Source organism: Halobacillus sp. B23F22_5 (genome assembly GCF_043497085.1).
Lineage (GTDB): Bacteria > Bacillota > Bacilli > Bacillales > Halobacillaceae > Thalassobacillus.
This window is the reverse complement of sequence record NZ_JBIEKI010000006.1, coordinates 74,082-90,850: the sequence shown is the minus strand read 5'-3', so window position 1 is coordinate 90,850 and position 16,769 is coordinate 74,082. Positions and strand designations below refer to the sequence as shown.

At 44.1% G+C, this 16,769-nt stretch carries 17 protein-coding genes; 3 read left to right on the top strand and 14 right to left on the bottom strand.

All coding sequences use genetic code 11. The features are described from left to right. Positions 1-233 precede the first annotated feature (233 nt). The 14 genes from ACGTN9_RS10745 to ACGTN9_RS10680 form a co-directional block, all read right to left on the bottom strand. Positions 234-1,058, bottom strand: a complete 825-nt coding sequence (locus ACGTN9_RS10745) for a DUF817 domain-containing protein (RefSeq protein ID WP_499592623.1) — start codon at positions 1,056-1,058, stop codon at positions 234-236. After that, entirely contained in the window at positions 1,051-1,272 is a 222-nt protein-coding gene (locus ACGTN9_RS10740; protein ID WP_499592621.1) for a helix-turn-helix domain-containing protein, read from the bottom strand. The genes ACGTN9_RS10745 and ACGTN9_RS10740 overlap by 8 nt, the downstream gene beginning before the upstream one ends. Before the next feature lie 10 nt (positions 1,273-1,282). Then, complete coding sequence (locus ACGTN9_RS10735) at positions 1,283-1,759, bottom strand: DUF2975 domain-containing protein (protein ID WP_499592619.1); 477 nt, start codon at positions 1,757-1,759, stop codon at positions 1,283-1,285. Positions 1,760-2,028: 269 nt separating this feature from the next. Then, positions 2,029-2,178 carry a hypothetical protein gene (locus ACGTN9_RS10730; protein ID WP_499592617.1) on the bottom strand — a complete coding sequence of 50 codons (150 nt, stop codon included), beginning with the start codon at positions 2,176-2,178 and terminating at the stop codon, positions 2,029-2,031. A 121-nt stretch (positions 2,179-2,299) separates the two neighbouring features. Continuing rightward, positions 2,300-2,761: a GNAT family N-acetyltransferase gene (locus tag ACGTN9_RS10725; RefSeq protein WP_499592615.1), complete on the bottom strand. Its 462-nt coding sequence runs from the start codon at positions 2,759-2,761 to the stop codon at positions 2,300-2,302. Between the two features lie 88 nt (positions 2,762-2,849). Further along, positions 2,850-4,721 carry an OPT family oligopeptide transporter gene (locus ACGTN9_RS10720; protein ID WP_499592613.1) on the bottom strand — a complete coding sequence of 624 codons (1,872 nt, stop codon included), beginning with the start codon at positions 4,719-4,721 and terminating at the stop codon, positions 2,850-2,852. A gap of 323 nt (positions 4,722-5,044) precedes the next feature. After that, the gene (locus ACGTN9_RS10715) at positions 5,045-6,085 is read right to left on the bottom strand and encodes a zinc-binding dehydrogenase (protein WP_499592611.1); all 1,041 of its coding nucleotides are present in this window, start codon (positions 6,083-6,085) and stop codon (positions 5,045-5,047) included. Between the two features lie 97 nt (positions 6,086-6,182). After that, positions 6,183-6,635, bottom strand: coding sequence for a hypothetical protein (locus tag ACGTN9_RS10710; RefSeq protein WP_499592609.1), 453 nt, complete (start codon positions 6,633-6,635; stop codon positions 6,183-6,185). A gap of 190 nt (positions 6,636-6,825) precedes the next feature. Beyond that, positions 6,826-7,125 (bottom strand): hypothetical protein, encoded by a 300-nt coding sequence (locus ACGTN9_RS10705; protein ID WP_499592607.1) that lies wholly within the window; start codon positions 7,123-7,125, stop codon positions 6,826-6,828. Between the two features lie 151 nt (positions 7,126-7,276). Continuing rightward, positions 7,277-8,725, bottom strand: coding sequence for a sodium:solute symporter family protein (locus tag ACGTN9_RS10700; RefSeq protein ID WP_499592606.1), 1,449 nt, complete (start codon positions 8,723-8,725; stop codon positions 7,277-7,279). Then, positions 8,715-10,352, bottom strand: a complete 1,638-nt coding sequence (locus tag ACGTN9_RS10695) for an amidohydrolase (RefSeq protein WP_499592604.1) — start codon at positions 10,350-10,352, stop codon at positions 8,715-8,717. The genes ACGTN9_RS10700 and ACGTN9_RS10695 overlap by 11 nt, the downstream gene beginning before the upstream one ends. A 32-nt stretch (positions 10,353-10,384) precedes the next feature. Continuing rightward, positions 10,385-11,716 (bottom strand): aminotransferase family protein, encoded by a 1,332-nt coding sequence (locus ACGTN9_RS10690; RefSeq protein WP_499592602.1) that lies wholly within the window; start codon positions 11,714-11,716, stop codon positions 10,385-10,387. A 429-nt stretch (positions 11,717-12,145) separates the two neighbouring features. Beyond that, positions 12,146-13,000: an AraC family transcriptional regulator gene (locus tag ACGTN9_RS10685; RefSeq protein ID WP_499592754.1), complete on the bottom strand. Its 855-nt coding sequence runs from the start codon at positions 12,998-13,000 to the stop codon at positions 12,146-12,148. 111 nt (positions 13,001-13,111) lie between these two features. After that, the gene (locus ACGTN9_RS10680; RefSeq protein WP_499592752.1) at positions 13,112-14,092 is read right to left on the bottom strand and encodes a M23 family metallopeptidase; all 981 of its coding nucleotides are present in this window, start codon (positions 14,090-14,092) and stop codon (positions 13,112-13,114) included. Between the two features lie 243 nt (positions 14,093-14,335). Between ACGTN9_RS10680 and ACGTN9_RS10675 the strand changes: the two genes are divergently transcribed. Genes ACGTN9_RS10675 through ACGTN9_RS10665 form a run of 3 tightly spaced genes read left to right on the top strand, consistent with a single transcriptional unit; the run spans position 14,336 to position 16,562 of the window. After that, positions 14,336-14,722, top strand: a complete 387-nt coding sequence (locus ACGTN9_RS10675) for a DUF6220 domain-containing protein (RefSeq protein WP_499592600.1) — start codon at positions 14,336-14,338, stop codon at positions 14,720-14,722. Positions 14,723-14,781: 59 nt separating this feature from the next. Beyond that, entirely contained in the window at positions 14,782-15,870 is a 1,089-nt protein-coding gene (locus tag ACGTN9_RS10670; protein ID WP_499592598.1) for a sensor histidine kinase, read from the top strand. Then, positions 15,867-16,562, top strand: a complete 696-nt coding sequence (locus ACGTN9_RS10665) for a response regulator transcription factor (RefSeq protein WP_499592596.1) — start codon at positions 15,867-15,869, stop codon at positions 16,560-16,562. The genes ACGTN9_RS10670 and ACGTN9_RS10665 overlap by 4 nt, the downstream gene beginning before the upstream one ends. Positions 16,563-16,769 lie beyond the last annotated feature (207 nt).

Below are 16,769 nucleotides of genomic sequence, written 5' to 3'. Positions count from 1 at the left end.
TTATCTCCCCCTTCCTTAAATGTTTATTACCTGGGGGTTAAAAAATGCTTATAAAGACCAGTGTCTGACCCCCACTGTAGTAAAGCATTAACTCATCGGGGAGGAGGCACTATTTTTTCTTTTTTCACTAAAACTCTCAAATCAAAAAAGACAGCTTGGGATTTCAAGATGTCCTTTTCCTGAAATGTACACATCGATGCATACATTGGTTTTTCGTCAAAATCATACATTCCCTACTCCTGATATATTTTCCCCTTCACTCGCTTCAACGTAGCCACGATCAAAAAGCTGACAATTACCAATAACAGCCAGGAACTTACCTTTCCTACATGTACGAGACTCCACGCCTCCGTTTGGTTCGGGTATTCCCATGCTCCGAAGAACGTTGCGATATTTTCAGCGATCCATATAAAAAATCCGATCAGTACAAAAGACAGGGCGAGCGGCATGCGATAACGACTGCCATTCACTGAATAGGTGACCCATGAGCGCCAGAAGACGATGATTACTAAGGCCGATAAGCCCCATCGCACATCGATCCAGTAATGGTGCGTGAAAAAGTTCAAGTAAATCGCTGCTGCCAGCGGCACAACGACCCAAAATGGCGGCCACTGAACCAGTTCCACCTTCAGCCTCCGCCACGCCTGGCAAAGATAGCTCGCCACACTTGCATACATAAAGCCGCTATACAAAGGGACGCCAAAAATCTTAAAATATCCTGCTTCCGGATAAGACCAGGAACCCATATGCACTTTGAAAATTTCAAGCGCGAGTCCAATCAGGTGAAAGAGGGTAATCACCTTTAATTCATCCCTCGTTTCCAGTCCAGAACGCACCATGCCCCACTGCATCAAAAGAAAGATGCTGAGGAGCCAATCATACCTTGGCAGGAATGGAAGCGGGATGAATTGTGTAATCGCTAAAGAGGCAAAAATGACCACAGGGAACAGGCAGGATAAGGCTTGCTCCCACCCAAAGTGAAAAAGTTGTTTGATCGCTCGCCTGATTTTTCCGCCAACGGATTTGTCTATATAGAAATCCTGAAGGGAATTATTCATCACTGTCCTCATTCGGCTGGTATTCCAGAATGTCCCCCGGCTGGCAATCCAAAGCCTTACAAATCGCATCCAGTGTGGAGACTCTAATCGCCTTGGCCTTTCCATTTTTCAATATCGAAAGATTAGCCATCGTAATACCAACCCTATCCGACAGTTCTGTCACACTCATCTTCCTTTTTGCCAGCATCACATCAATGTTGATTATAATCGCCATGTTCATCACCTCAGACCGTTAAATCATTTTCTGATTTTATTTCAATGGCAGTTCGTAGCAGCTTCTGAAGGACAGCAGCAAACACAGCAATCACCAGGGAGCCGAAAATTATCACTAACCCTATGACAATCACACCTGGGGCATCATCGTACTCCGCGACAAGATAAAATAGCGGCATGGCCAGCACATAAAAGCCGCTGATTGTGATCGCACAGTATTTGATGTTTTTTAAAGCAGTTACCGATAAATCCGAGAAAGCTTTATTCTTATCAATATAGCTTAGCAGTCTATAAGCCTGATATAGCGCCAGGAAAAAAGCTAGCGCCGTCGCGTACAACACTATCAAAACAGGGTATTGCAAATAAGCCATATCAAGAAATTCCGAAACTCCCTTAGCTATGGAAGGCACCCCAAATATACACAAAGCAAGAATGGGAAGCCCCATAAGAAACACAGCGATCTTTAAAAAGAGTGTTTCCCGTTTCATAAACAGCACCTCACTTATTCATTGTCAGTTAGAATTTACCATATAATTTATCGTTTTACAATAAATATTTATTTAATTAAGGTATGTTTTTGTTGTATCAGTGTTCCTTTTAGCCATAAAAAAGAGCCCCAAGATAAGGGCCAGGCTAATTAAATACATATTTTTTCAGTACATCGCCTTTATAGACATCCATCATTGAAAAAATACAAGTACCTTCAAATAAAACAAGGCGCCACCCTTCATAGGATGGCGCCTATTATGTATGTGGCTTACTTTTTGACTACTCGACAAGGACTGGCACTAATTTTCTTTCTCATCTCATCCGTGAACTGGAACATTTCCTTCCTTACAGGTGCGCCCTTCTTCCCCCATTCCTTGTTCAGCATACTGCCATCGAAATACATCGGTTTTGCTTCCATTATAGAATCCCCCCCTGTTAGTTATATGTTCTCTTATGTATGACAAGTTTAACTAGTCCTATAAAACCAGGACCATCGAACCTGTTAGAACTATATTAACAGAAATTTCCCATTATGTGTTTTATTGTAACTCTTTCTCGAAACAATCTACCTTTTTGCCTTCCCATTGGATTGTTCGGTAATATTCATAACCCTGCGTTATCCAGAAGGCTTTGGCGGCTTCATTTTCCTGCAGGACACCAAGGCGCACGTTATGGTAGTTCTCTTCGATCAATTTTTCTTCCAAAGCTTCATACACCTTTCTCCCGTAACCTTTTCCTTGATAAACACCATGTATCATGAGTAAACCGATCCAAGGGGTTTTATCTTTCGGGTTGTTTGGCAAAAAGTCGATGACTCCGATGTTCCTGTCTTCCACTTTTACCAGCAAGCTTTCCGTTTCAGTGTTGAGAAACTCATTTCTTACTTCCTTTTCTGACCGCATGGGGTTACCGTTTTCCAGTTCGTTGTAGACTGGATTGGAGTTAAGAATTTCTAAAATCTCTTCCATGGTTGCTTCGGTGACAGCTTCGAATGTAATCATATGATCCCCCTCTTTCTTATCTCCAAGTTACCACAAAAAAGCCGCAGCTCCTTGCATTTGGCAAGACACTGCGGTTTTTTTCTATTCATTAAGTTGTTTTACGATTTGCTGTGAAGAACAGGATGCCTGTAACGATAGCCATGGCGACCAGGGAAACCCAAGGTCCCATCAATGCTTCTTCCGGCATCGTAAATCCTGCAGTTACTGCGATGGCGATAATAACACCCATCAATGCTTCCCCGGCAATATAACCGGAAGCAAGCAGGATTCCGCGTTCACTTTTCTGCTGGCGTACTTCAGGATCTTTCTCCCGACGGTCGATCCAGCCTTTGACGATTCCGCCAAGCATGATTGGGGAAGTCAGGTGGATCGGCAGGTAAAGACCGACAGCGAATGGCAATGAACCAATGCCGAACAATTCGACGGTGGCAGCCGCTGCCATTCCGATCAGGATCAGGTTCCAAGGAAGATCTCCTTGCATGATTCCTTCAACGACCATTGACATCAATACAGCCTGTGGCGCTGGCAGTTCAGAAGAACCGAAGCCATAGGCGTTATCCAATAGGATAAGGATGAAGCCGACCAGGATACTGGCGATCAGTACACCATACAATTGTGCGATTTGCTGCCATTTCGGTGTTGAACCGACGATAAAACCGGTCTTCAAGTCCTGGGATGTATCCCCGGAGATGGCGGCTGCGATACAGACGACACTTCCAATAATGATCGCTGTCAGCATTCCTTCTTCTCCTGTGATCCCAGATCCTTTTAAAATCACGGCAACAAAAATCAAGGCAGCGATGGTCATCCCGGAAACCGGGTTTGAGGAGCTTCCGACAACACCGACAATACGGGCGGAAACGGTAACGAAAAAGAAACCGAAGATCAGGATCAGGATGGCGCCTAGAATCCCTACTTGAATTTGCGGGAAGAAAGCCAGGATTCCGATCAACAGGATTGTCAATCCGACAATCAGGGACAATGGGATGTCCTGATCGGTACGCAAGGTTCCCTGTTGCATATCAGCATCTTTGTATCCTTTCACCGCTCCAACAAATGATGAAAAAATGGTTGGCAAGGTTTTAAGCAGGCCAACGATACCTCCGAATGCGACGGCACCGGCACCGATATAGCGCAGGTAATTATCCCAAATGGCATGGTAGTCCATCTCGGAAATAGGAGTTGTCGCAGGCAGTACCGGATCGGCGGCAAATTGACCGAAATAACTGATAAGTGGAATAAGTCCAAGCCACCCAAGTACAGCACCTGCGAACATGATTCCTGCGATACGCGGACCGATGATGTAGCCGACAGCAAGAAGTGCTGGCATCGTGTTCATACCGATTGCGGCATTTTTAAATCCTGCAATGGACGTTTCCACTTGTGCGGGGAATGCTTTAACAGCATCTGTCAATACTTTGAATGCTGCACCAATTCCCAGTCCGGAGAAAACGATTTGCGCTCCTTTCCCTTTTCCTTCCCCAGCGACAAGCACCTCTGCACAGGCTGTTCCTTCTGGATAAGGCAGGGTATGGTGTTCATTGACGATTAATGCTTTCCGTAATGGAATCATCAGGATGACACCGAGAATCCCCCCAGCGACTGCAATGATCCCCATCGTAACCAGGCTCGGCTGCATATTCCAGATAAATAAAGCAGGCAGTGTGAAAATGACACCAGCCGCCAGTGCCTCACCGGATGAGGTGATCGTCTGGACGATATTATTTTCAAGAATCGACTGGCGTCGCAGAATCACACGCAGGATCGCCATCGAAATGACCGCCGCTGGAATCGAAGCAGATACCGTCATCCCAACCAATAGGCCAAGATAAGCGTTCGCCGCTCCGAATATAAGTACCAATAGCGCACCAACAAGCAATGCCAGGAACGTAAATTCCGGCTTTTTCTCACTTGCAGACACATATGGTTTAAAGTCTGTTGGCTTATTCGATTGAGCCATTTGAATCCTCCTTTTTTTAAATAAATAAAATAATTCCAAAAATCAAGATAACATAGGAAAGCGCCGCCAGAAAACAGCAGCAGCCAGTAAGATAGGGCAAATCACTAGATTTGTACCCGAAAGCTGATAGAATAAACCGCTTTCCACTGGATTTTTCTTGAAATCCCTCAATAACATTCGTAGGAAGATGTCGAAATATGTCCGCTTGCACATAACTTATTTACAATTGAATGGAATACCGTCCACTTGGATTGTTTATTAAGTAAATGTACGATTGACCATTTTCTTTCCGGATTTAATTACTTGTACGTTTGAATGGACAATTATTCTTCAGGAAGCAATACTATTTTTCCTAACTTCCCTTTATTTTTAAAATATACTTGAGCTTCTCTTGCCTTTTCTAAAGGAAAGGCTTTGTCAATGACGGGCTTAATTTTCCCTTCCGATATCGCCTGGAGCATATCTTTAAACTCTGCTCTCGTGCCCAGCACAGATCCATACATGGTAATATGTTTGAGATACAATGTTCTAAAATCAAGATTTGTCTGCTGGCCGCCAGCAGATCCTGAAATACAGAACTTGCCTCCTTTCTTAAGAACCTGAAGAGAGGTGGAAAACAAAGCATCTCCTACAACATCCAGCACGGAGTCGACCGGTCCACCATTCGCTTCTAAAATTTCTTCCGAAAGCTTATCGGATTTATATGATAAAACGTGTGTGGCTCCTAATTCCTTCATTTTTTCTTCCGCTTCTAAGTCACCAATGATTGCGATCACCTTAGCACCAAAAACTTTAGAGGCAATTTGTACATTTAATGATCCTACCCCGCCATTTGCTCCAGTTACCATCACAGTCTCACCATGTTGAACTTTAATTTGTTCAACCATATGCCAGGCAGTTAACCCGCTTACTGAAAATACAGCACTCTCTGAATAGCTGGTGAGGGGCATGTCATAGCAAAGCTCTGCTGGCCAAACCACGTATTCGGCATAACCCCCATCGTATTCTGAACCTATAAAGGACATGTCCTCAGCAATATGTTCGGAACCTTCTTCTCCACTGGAGGTAAAAGGAAATAACACAACATCTTTACCTTTCAGCGATTCCTCTACTAAATTTCCCACATTTACTATTTTTCCTGTTATGTCAGAGCCAGGTGTACGTGGAAATTGTACCCCTTCTGGTCTCCATCCAGATTTTGAACCGGTGCCGTAAGCACCTTCTCTCATCCAGATTTCTGTGTTATTAATAGCACAAGCCTTTACTTTTACAAGGACTTCGTTTTCTTTCGGCTCGGGTATGGATATTTCATTTACTTTTAATTGATCGACGTCTCCGTAACCTGTCACTTGCACAGCTTTCATAAAACCATCCTCTTTCTTTTATTTGAAAATACCTTTTAACACATGTTCATAAAAGAGTATACACAATTGTTATTTCCTTTCAGACACTCCGGCTCCCTTATCCATGAGCTTCCGTTTTCAAAGCTTGAAGAATGACACGTTTTAAGTATGGCGTCATTTCTCTTAACTGGTCGGCGTCATAAACACCTAAGTAGTACTGGATGACCAAACCATCTACGAAAGCGACGAGCAAAGAAGCTCCCTGATTTGAGTGAAGGACAGGGTATACCTTGTCCTCATCGAGCTGCTCCAATTTCACTTGAAGATGGTCGACCATTTCATTGAATGCACCGCTGAAGGTTCTTTGATAAATTTCACCCTGCTTGTAACGGCTCAACACGCTTTTGATGTTTTCTATATTCTCTTCATTATAATCCCAGGAATCATACAAAAACTTCTCAATGAAACCCTCTACGGTCGTGCTTTCATTCCCTTTGACGGCTTTCACATAGTCATCTTCCAATTGCTTTAATAGCTCATCCATTCCCTTGTGGGAAATTCTATGTTCCATATAGTATTACCTCCTTAACCGTTTTTCTTTACCCTCATGGTGGCTATGTCAGTCCTACTTTTAATTGATCTATGATCTTTAGCTTATATTTCCCTAACTTCCTTTCGAGTATATACTTATTGTCCTAATAAACCAAAAAAAGCCACAGTCCGTTGTTCCTTCAACAGCACTGCGGCTTACCCTACTTAATTCAATTCATGTATGCTTCCTCTTCCTGCTCAAGAGAAATGACAAAACGATTATGAGTTCGGTCGATATACAGACTATAAGGCTGATAGGGTTCTATCCGTAACTCTTTCTCAATCTCTTTTGGTATGTTGATCGCATTTGTTTCGGTCACATATCTTTTATTATGTGGGCTTTCCGGATTTGCTTTTTCAATGAAGATGTCATTTTGATGAAACGTAATATCAACCTGCTCCCCTGTGGAAATGCCTATTTCACGCCACCATTTCCCAGCCGCCCTTACTCCTGACTCGGCAACGGACACGAAGTATCTCGAAATCAAGTCTTCGAATTTTCGGGCCTTTTATTGAATGATCCTTACATGGAAAAAGTTAATAGTGACTAGAAAAAACTCTCTGACTGTGGTAGCAATCAGAGAGTTTCATTTTCTTCATTTGGCAGCTTTTCAAACATCATCAAACTGTCTTTTTCAATTCGGAGTACATGACATGTTCCTTTTCCCCTTCAGAAACCAACGTTACCGTCACTAAAGTAATGATCGAAATCGGCAAACCGAGGAAAACAGGATGGAGACCGAAAGGATGACCCGCGATCTGCCAGGCTACAGCAACGATTAGTCCTGCCCACATCGCAGAGAGCCCTGCCGTTTTCGTAGTTCTTTTCCAGAATAACCCGAATAGCACCGGTGCGAGCAGACCGGATACGAGCATCGCACTTCCAGTGATCCAGAGCGTAACCAGCTGAGGAATATATAGAGCAAGCAGCACGGACACGATAGAGACAACAACCACGGACAACCTGCTGTAAGTCAGCATTTTCTTATCACTGGCTTTGTGTCCAACTCTAGGTTTAATAATGTCATTAACGATCGAGGAAGAGGCAGCCAGGAAAAATGAATCCGCGCAGGAAATGACCGTAGCCAATAATGCAATCAGCATCACAATCACTAACGGGAATGGTAATACCTGCCCAATGATTTCATAGTAAATCAATGCCGGATCTATATTCGTCATATTCAAACCGAACTTCCCCAAAAATCCAATTACAACCGCTATAGCTGCTGTCAGGAATCCGAGGACAATGGCAGCCCAAAAACCGGTTTGTGCGGTCTTAATATCTTTAGCTGCCCAAAATCGCTGCCATACATCCTGTCTGACAAACTGGTAAGCTCCGATCGTAAGCATATAAACCAAAAATTCGGAAGTACCGATATTGAATATGCTCAACATATTCCCGCCTTCTGCATTTCTGGCACTTTCCGCAACCGGTCCCCAATCTCCGACCATGTACAGAATGACAAATAATAAAAAGAAAATACCAACGGTTTGGATGGTTCCATGGATCGCATCCTGAAGCATGACTGACTTGAGCCCGCCGAAATACGTTTTCAACGTTAAAAGTACCCATCCTATTAAAATCCCGGTAGTCATGTTAAGGTCTATAGTCAAATTCAAAATGGTGGCGATAGCGACAAACTGCATACCTGTTATGGCAGAATAAGCGAAAAGAATACTGATCACCGTCGGAACCCTGGCACCTTCTCCATAACGTAACGCCGTAAAGTCCCCTAGGGTGACCATATTGTATTTCTCGCCAAGCAGACGAATCCGCTTTAATAAAAAAACTGCTATCACGATGGAAGTCAATGTGAAACCGATCGCGAGCCACTGTTGACCCATCCCAAAGAGATACCCTTTTGTCATGTATCCAAGCAGAATCGAGCCGCCAATCGCCGTCCCTACAAATGTCAATATGAGCGGCATCAATTTGGTAGAACGGCCAGCGACATTATAATCTTCATAGGTTTTGGTGCTCCGGTTGACAAATAAAGAAAGTCCAAATAAGAACACAAAATAAACAGCGATAATCGTAATTAAAATTGTCTCTTGCTGATTACTGAACAATAGACTCACCCTTTCTTGTTGTTGACTTGCTGAAAATCTTTTTGCCTGCTAAGTAAGTTTCCTCTGTTTCGATGTCAAGCAGCTGTTCGGAATCAATGTCCAGCGGATTGTGAGAAAGGACCATTAAATCGGCTTTTGCACCTGGTTTGATGATTCCCAGGGTCTGCTCTTCAAACGAACTGTAAGCTGCATCGGTTGTAAAGGCCTTCAAAGCATCCCATACACTTATTTTTTCCTCTGATCCAGTGACTTGGCCATTAGCTGTTTTTCTAGTGACAGCTGCATAAATGCCCATCCATGGGTTGCCATCATTGACTGGTAAATCGGAGTTCCCCGGTGCGATGACACCTGCCTGTTTGAATGATTGATGAGGAAATGCATGCTTCATCCGCTCGTCCCCTACCTTAGCCAGGTAGTTATCACCGATGTGGTAGAGGAACCCTATCGATGAGCCTGCAATTAATTCGAGTTCTTTCATTTGTCGGAGTTGCTTAGTGGTAGGAAAAATACAATGTTCAATGCGGTTGCGCATATGGTTTATCGGTGTTGTTTCGTTGATTTGTTCATAGGAATTGATTGCTACATCAATGGCTCGATCGCCTATGGCATGGATAGCAATTCTTAAGCCTGCTTCAATTCCCCGTTTCATTAGGGGAGCGACTTCCTCGACGGTGTTATAGAGGATTCCTGTTTCTTGTGTACCGAGGTAAGGTTCGGAAAAAGCTGCCGTTTTCCCGCCGACACTGCCATCGAGCATGAACTTCAATCCCTGGACTTTCAGCATGTCATTACCAAAACCGCTCCTTAAACCGACGGTCAATACTTCTTCCATCACCCCGTCGAAACCATTCTGGTCAATTGCCCACATCCAGGGTCTGACCCGCACATTCAATTCATCCTGTTCTAATAAGGATTGGTATAACTGCAAATCAGCGGTCTGGGTGGACATACAATGGACAGTGGTGACTCCCCAGGCGGCGAACTGATCCTGGGCTAATTTCATCCCTTTGGCCATATCCTCCGGCCCATACTTTGGCGCTTTCAATAACCCCTGAGCTTTCTCCTGCAGCAGTCCTGTCAGCCTGCCTTGCTCATCCCGCTCGATATTTCCTCCTTCCGGGTTTGGGGTATCTTCTGATATCCCGCTTAATTCCAGCGCTTTGGAATTCGCGACTGCCATATGGGCGCATGTCCGTTTTAAGACGACCGGATGATTCGGCGCCACCTTATCGAGGTCCCAACGCATAGGATTACGCTTGTCTGCCATTTTGCTATCATCCCAGCCCCATCCCAGTATCCATTCTCCTTCCGGGATGTCGGCTGCCTTTTCACTTATTTTTTCTGTGATAGCTGCAATCGACGGAGTAGCTGTCGGCTTACAATCTACTTCTAGTAGGGTTAGGCCATAAATAGACGGATGGATATGGCTTTCTATGAAACTCGGCATTAGAGTCCTGCCTGCCAAATCGATGACCTCTGTCCGCTCCCGTTTCCAGTCAAGGGCCGCTTCTGGTTCCCCGACATAGACAACTTCTCCATTCCTTACGACCACCGCGCTTGCCGTCGGTGCCTCGTCAACCATCGTCACTATCGTTCCATTGATAAAAATCAGATCAGCTTCATCCATATTTCCTTCCTCCTCTGACAGATTCATGTACTTCATAGTTGCTTTTGTACGGATAAAATGGAATCATGCAACTTATCCAGTATGTCATTGATTTGTTGCTCATTGATGATCAGCGGCGGTGCAAAGCAGATGATGTTACTGGATTCATAGGTGACTGCTCTGCATATAACACCTCGTTGATGCAATTCCTCAATCACTTTCGGGGCCACTGCCTGATCTTTTGAAAAACTTTGATTCGTTTCCGGATTCTTCACCAGTTCTACTGCTCCTAATAAGCCCTTTGCTCTTACCTCGCCTACGATGTCCAAATCCCCTTTGATCTTTTTAAAACCTGCTAACAGCTTGGCACCCATGTTGCTGGAATTTTCGACCATCCCCTCCTTCTCGATCAGTTCAATATTTTTCAACCCTACAGCTGCAGCAGTTGGATGGCCACTATAGGTGAACCCATGAAAAAGTGTACCTTTGGAATGGGCTTTGAGCACTTCATGAATCGAATCAGAAATGACCACCCCGCCAAGAGGGATATATCCACTGGTCACCCCTTTGGCAAAGGTCATGACATCCGGCACAACGTCCGAATGTTCCAGCCCGAACATCTTTCCTGTCCGGCCAAAACCGGTAATGACTTCATCCGCGATAAATAAAACCCCATATTCATCGCATAGTTGACGGATCGCAGGGAAGTAATCATCAGGTGGAATGAGAACTCCCCCAGCCCCCTGAATCGGTTCTGCGATAAAAGCCGCAATCGTTTCCGGACCTTCCGCTTCGAATGTTTCCCGTAAGGATTCCACCGCTTCTTTCGTCGTACTTTGATAGGAAGTTTCCGCGTGGGTAAAATCATTCATCATATGACCGGCCATCTCCCAGAACTCAGGGATACCCGTCGCACTTGTGGAAGCAGTGGCTACCCCATGATAGGCCCGCTTCAAGCCAACAATTTTCCTGCGGTTTGGCTGTCCTTGAATTTTCCAGTAATGACGGACCAGCTTGATTGCCGTGTCATTCGATTCTGAACCTCCGGAAGTGAAGAAGACAGCGTTCAAGTCTCCTGGGGCGGTCGTGGCAATTTTTTCAGCGAGCAGGATTCCGGGCTCATGGGTGAAGGTAGAAAAGGCCGAACTGAACGCCAGCTTTTTCATCTGGGCCGCTGCGATATCCGCCAATTCCTCCCTGCCATGCCCGATATGTACATTCCAGAGCGACGACATCGCATCGATATAGGCTTTTCCATCCCGGTCTTTGAGATAAATCCCTTCCCCGCTTTCCACCAGCAGCTTAGAACCTTGTGCCTGCTGTTGCTGAATGGAAGAAGTCGGATGTAAAAAATGTTTTTTGTCGAGGTCAATCAGATGATCCAAAGCACTACCTCCATTTCCTTTAGAAAAACTTGGCTGATCGCCAAGTACTTATAGCGACAGCCTTCGTATTTTCTTATACTTTAATCCTTTTAAAAAAGTGAAATAAAAAACCAGTCCTATGCACACGAGCAGTATTTTGAACATACTTATCTCCATGCATAAAACTGGTTTCTTTCTAATGAAACGCCCTACTTTGAGCCAGTAGAGTCGATTAGAATAGACAGTTTTTTTACACTTCCTATGTAGTGTTTTTTATTCTAGCAAGATTTGTTTGTCATCGCAACAGATTATTCCAAATTTTCTAATAATTATACCACGGGAGGTTTCCTACGCGTATGTTTCAAATTCCATATAAAGTAATCCTGTCGCTGAAGGTCATGTGCAAAAGTGAAAAGGACTCCCGATGGTGGAAGTCCTCACTTGTTCTTATCACACTTTACTAACAGGAATCCAAATTTCGCTTCTGAAATTTGGCGATGAAAAATCTTTGTCCGCATTCCATAATATCTCCGGTCCTTCCTTTTGTTGATAATTAGAAGATGGAAACCACTCAGAATAAATCCTTCCCCATACATCCTGCAAGGTCTCCGGGAAGGGACCGACCGCTTCAAACACAGCCCACCTCGAGGCGGGTACCTCCAGTGCGGCGAATTCATCCCCCGCCTCCTCTGTTGTCGCTACTCCAAGATAGTGATCCAGCTCTCCTTTTTCCTCCATCCGTCCTTCTGAGAAGTTGGCGGATGCCTGGATGATCCCTTTGGGTTCCATATCAGAAAGATCCTTGAGCTGCTTGATCTTATCTTCGTTCAACGATTTCCACATTCCTTCGATGTGTGGATTGACTCCTTCAAAGATGATCGGTACCCTCTTTTTGATTCCTGCAATACGAAAAGCCTCTTTTTCTTCGATCCGATAGTTCATTTCGCTTCCTCCTTTAATGGATAATTGGAAGGTCATGCGTGGATAAGCTTTCAGGGCTTGCCCATTATCCCTTGCTTCTGATGGCGTGATGCCATGCATCTTATGAAAAGCACGTGTAAAGGCATCAGGAGAATGATAGCCATACTTCATGGCAATATCGATCACTTTTTGATCGTCTTCCCGCAGTTCGAATGCTGCCAGCGTGAGACGTCTGCGCCGGATGTATTCCGAGAGCGGGATGCCTGCCAGGAATGAAAACATCCGTTTGAAATGGTACTCCGACACAAGAGCAATACGTGCCACCTGCTGCATGTCGATTTCCTCGCTGAGGTGTTTCTCGATATAGCTCATTGCTTCATTCATTTTTTCTAATGTAGCCACTGTTATGACCTCCCTTCCTCCATTAGATTACCACCCTGTATACCGGCCTTCCCGACATTTCCTGTACGTTTCTGCAGGGTCAAAAAATCTTGATTACGGGCTCACATAATCTCCCTGGATTGGCTCTTCACCATTTTCGAACTGGATACGAATCGAAGTTGCCTCGAAGAAATCCGGATCATCCATCACCTGAAAATGAATGTGCGGTTCGCTGGAGTTTCCAGAGTTCCCGGTCAGACCAAGCACTTCCCCCTCCGCAACATTATCACCTGCTTTTACTGCGATTGAACCTTTCTTGAAATGGGCTAGCAGACTGTATTCGCCATTTTTGTGTTCCATAACGATATAATTGCCAAGTGGTGAGCCAGAATTCATTTCACCTGGTACATTGTCTTTAATACCATCGACGGCTTTCACAACCACCCCATCAGCCGGCGCAGTAACATCTTTACCGAACGCATAATAATGTTTATTTTTCTCGGAATTCCCATGATACGTGCTTCCGTTTTTCGTCATCACCAGATCGTAGGCATACCGTTGACTTTCTGTAGGATAATGATAGTTCAATAGTTGGTTGGTCCCGCCCCAGAATACCCTCCATTCTTCATTGATAGGCATGGTATAGGTGTTAGCAGTGTATACCTCATCGGTTTCCGGATAGGATTGAAGTGGAGCTAAAAACAACCCCTGAATGACGCTTTGATTATCAAAAACGACTTGAATCCCTTTCTCTCCCTTTTCATCAGTCCAGATGTATCGCTCTTGGTGTTTAGCAACCGGTGAGCTTGCCTGCAGTTCATAACCGGCTACATTCTGATTAAACTGTTCAGCTAACTGTTCAAACTCATTATAGGAAACCTGCTGCTGAAACTGGTCACTCGTTTGTCCGTAGAGTTCCGTATATTGTCCGTCCAAAAATGCTGCACCAAATTCCTCTGCATCGATCCTGTCTTTTTTCTTGACCGCTTGTTCCTGCTCCGCTTCAGCTGCTTCCGATGATTGGTCAGCTTGACCGCATGCTGCAGCAAATGGAAGCAGCCCCGCGGCCACCACTGCAATTACACTACTTTTCATATTCAAATAAGATCACCCTTTGTTTTTATCGTTACCCTATGTACGCTTTTGTTTTGGAAAAAGTTTCATGGAATGAATAGAACAGCTTACCCTCATGGGGATTCCGAACAGAATTACTAATGGCATAGTACGGGCCTGATATTTAAGCACCGATTTAAGAATTAGTTAAGAAATAATTAAGAGGGAGTTTAACTATAAGGGATAGAATTAAACCTGACGTTTACTCAGGAAAGGATGAATGAAATGAAGAAAAGTGGAAGAATCATATTTATAGGGTTAGCTGCATTATTGCTATTATGTTTTACAATTCAGTTTTTATTGGCAGGGATGGCTACGTTTATCCATTACGAATATTGGAGTGACCATACGTTTTTTGTGCATCTGTTCGGGTTTTATCTTCCCCTGATCATGCTGGTGGCTGCACTTGTCTGCAAGTTTTCTCGAAAAATATTCGGGCAACTCGCTCTCGTTTTTGGATTGACCTTCCTGTTGTATGTTACGGCAAATATTTCGACACACTTACCATGGGCAGGGGCGCTGCATCCGATTATCGGAATTTTGTTATTCCTGGCAGCTCTTGCTATCCTAAGATCATCATGGATAATGACTTTTATAGAAAGCCAAAAATGAACATGCAGTATTACTGAAGATATTCAGCCAGTTAAATCTATCCGGAAGCAGGTGATTTCATGTCCATTAAAAAAAGACTGGTACTATCCAATATAGCGATGATTGCCCTGCCGATTGTCGGCTTCCTGATCATAGAAATGATTTTAGGTTACTTATTCTTCGTCACCTTCAATGGCAGTCCTAAAGGTTCAGACTTACAGTTGTTTTTTGGACTGCGAATGGCAGGAATGATCATCATCTTAGCCGTAACCAATGGCCTGTTGACTTATTATGTATCACGCACCATTTTAACTCCGATAAAAAATCTACAGGTTGCTGCAAAGAAAATCAGTGAAGGGGATTTGGATCATCTTGTCCAATCCAAACGTAACGATGAGCTGGGTGAACTCTCCGAAACGTTTGAGACGATGCGTATCAGCTTAAAAGAAGCAGAGGCTGAACGCAGGAAATATGAACGAAACCGTCAGGAACTGATTGCAAGTATTTCCCATGATCTAGCGACACCGTTGACGTCGATTAAAGGCTATGTAAACGGGATTCAGGATGGAATCGCTAATACTCCGGAAAAGTTAGAACGCTATTTGGATACTATTTATAAAAAAACGGATGATATGGATGCGCTGATCCATGACTTATTTCTTTACTCCAAACTGGATGTCGACCGGGTTCCTTTTGATTTTGAAGAAGTTGATTTATATGCCTTCTTCTATGATTTCATTGAGGAAATCACGTTTGACCTGGAACAAGAAGGAGGCTCAGCGACACTTCATGCCAGGCAAAATGCTTCCTACCTGGTAAAAGCAGACCGGGAACAATTAAGAAGAGTCGTAAAAAACATTATCCAAAACAGCTTAAAATATATCGACAAACCGCATAAGGATATTCACGTTCATCTGCATCAGGAGGAGGATAAAGTCGTCGTACAAATACAGGATAATGGCAGTGGTATTGCAAAAGAACACCTTCCCTGCCTATTTGAAAGCTTTTACCGGACAGACACGTCAAGAAACTCTTCCACAGGTGGAAGCGGCCTTGGATTAGCCATCGTTAAAAAGATTATCGACCAACACCGAGGCAAAACCTGGGCTGAAAGTGAGCCGGGTCAGGGGACAAGTATTTATTTCACATTAAAGAAGGTGGCAAAATGAAAAAGATTTTAATCATCGAGGATGAACAGACGATCGCGGAACTGGAAAAGGATTATTTGGAGGTTAACGGTTTCACGTGCGATATCACCACAAGCGGTGAAGAAGGAATGAAACAAGCCAGAGGAGTACCCTACGATTTAATACTGCTGGACTTAATGCTTCCTGGTATAGATGGTTTTGAGTTGTGCAGACAACTCCGCAAGACTTTGGATATCCCCATCCTGATGGTGACAGCCAGAAAAGAAGACATCGATAAGATTCGCGGATTTGACCGCGGGGCAGATGATTATATTCAAAAGCCGTTCAACCCAAACGAACTAGTAGCCAGGGTGAAAGCCCACTTGTCCAGGTACGACCGGCTCGTCAACCGCCCCAGTGAACCAAATGAAATACTTACCAATGGATTAGCCATCGATCTCCAGTCGCGCCGACTATTCGTAGATGGGGAAGAAAAAGAGCTACGCGCCAAAGAATTTGATCTGCTCGTTTTGTTAGCCTCTCATCCTGACCGTGTGTTCACGAAAGAAGAGTTATTTGAACGAATCTGGGGGATTGATTCTTTCGGAGATATTACCACCGTAACCGTTCATATCCGTAAAATCAGGGAAAAAATCGAACAGGACCCTTCCAACCCAACGTTAATAGAAACGATCTGGGGCGTAGGCTATCGCTTTAATAAAGATGCCGCCTGAAAAACAGGGCGATTTTAGTACAGGATAAGCATCTTCTGAAGAAGCTTTCCGAACGCCCACGGAAAGCGCGTTAGTTGCCCGGCCAACTTGCTCCCAGTTAAATGAATACCCCACTCGACTATGACGAAGCTATTCCGATGCTTCGTCTTTTTATTTTTTTCTTAAGGCAAGGTTCTGTTAAATCTCAGTGTTGATTTTACAGTTAAG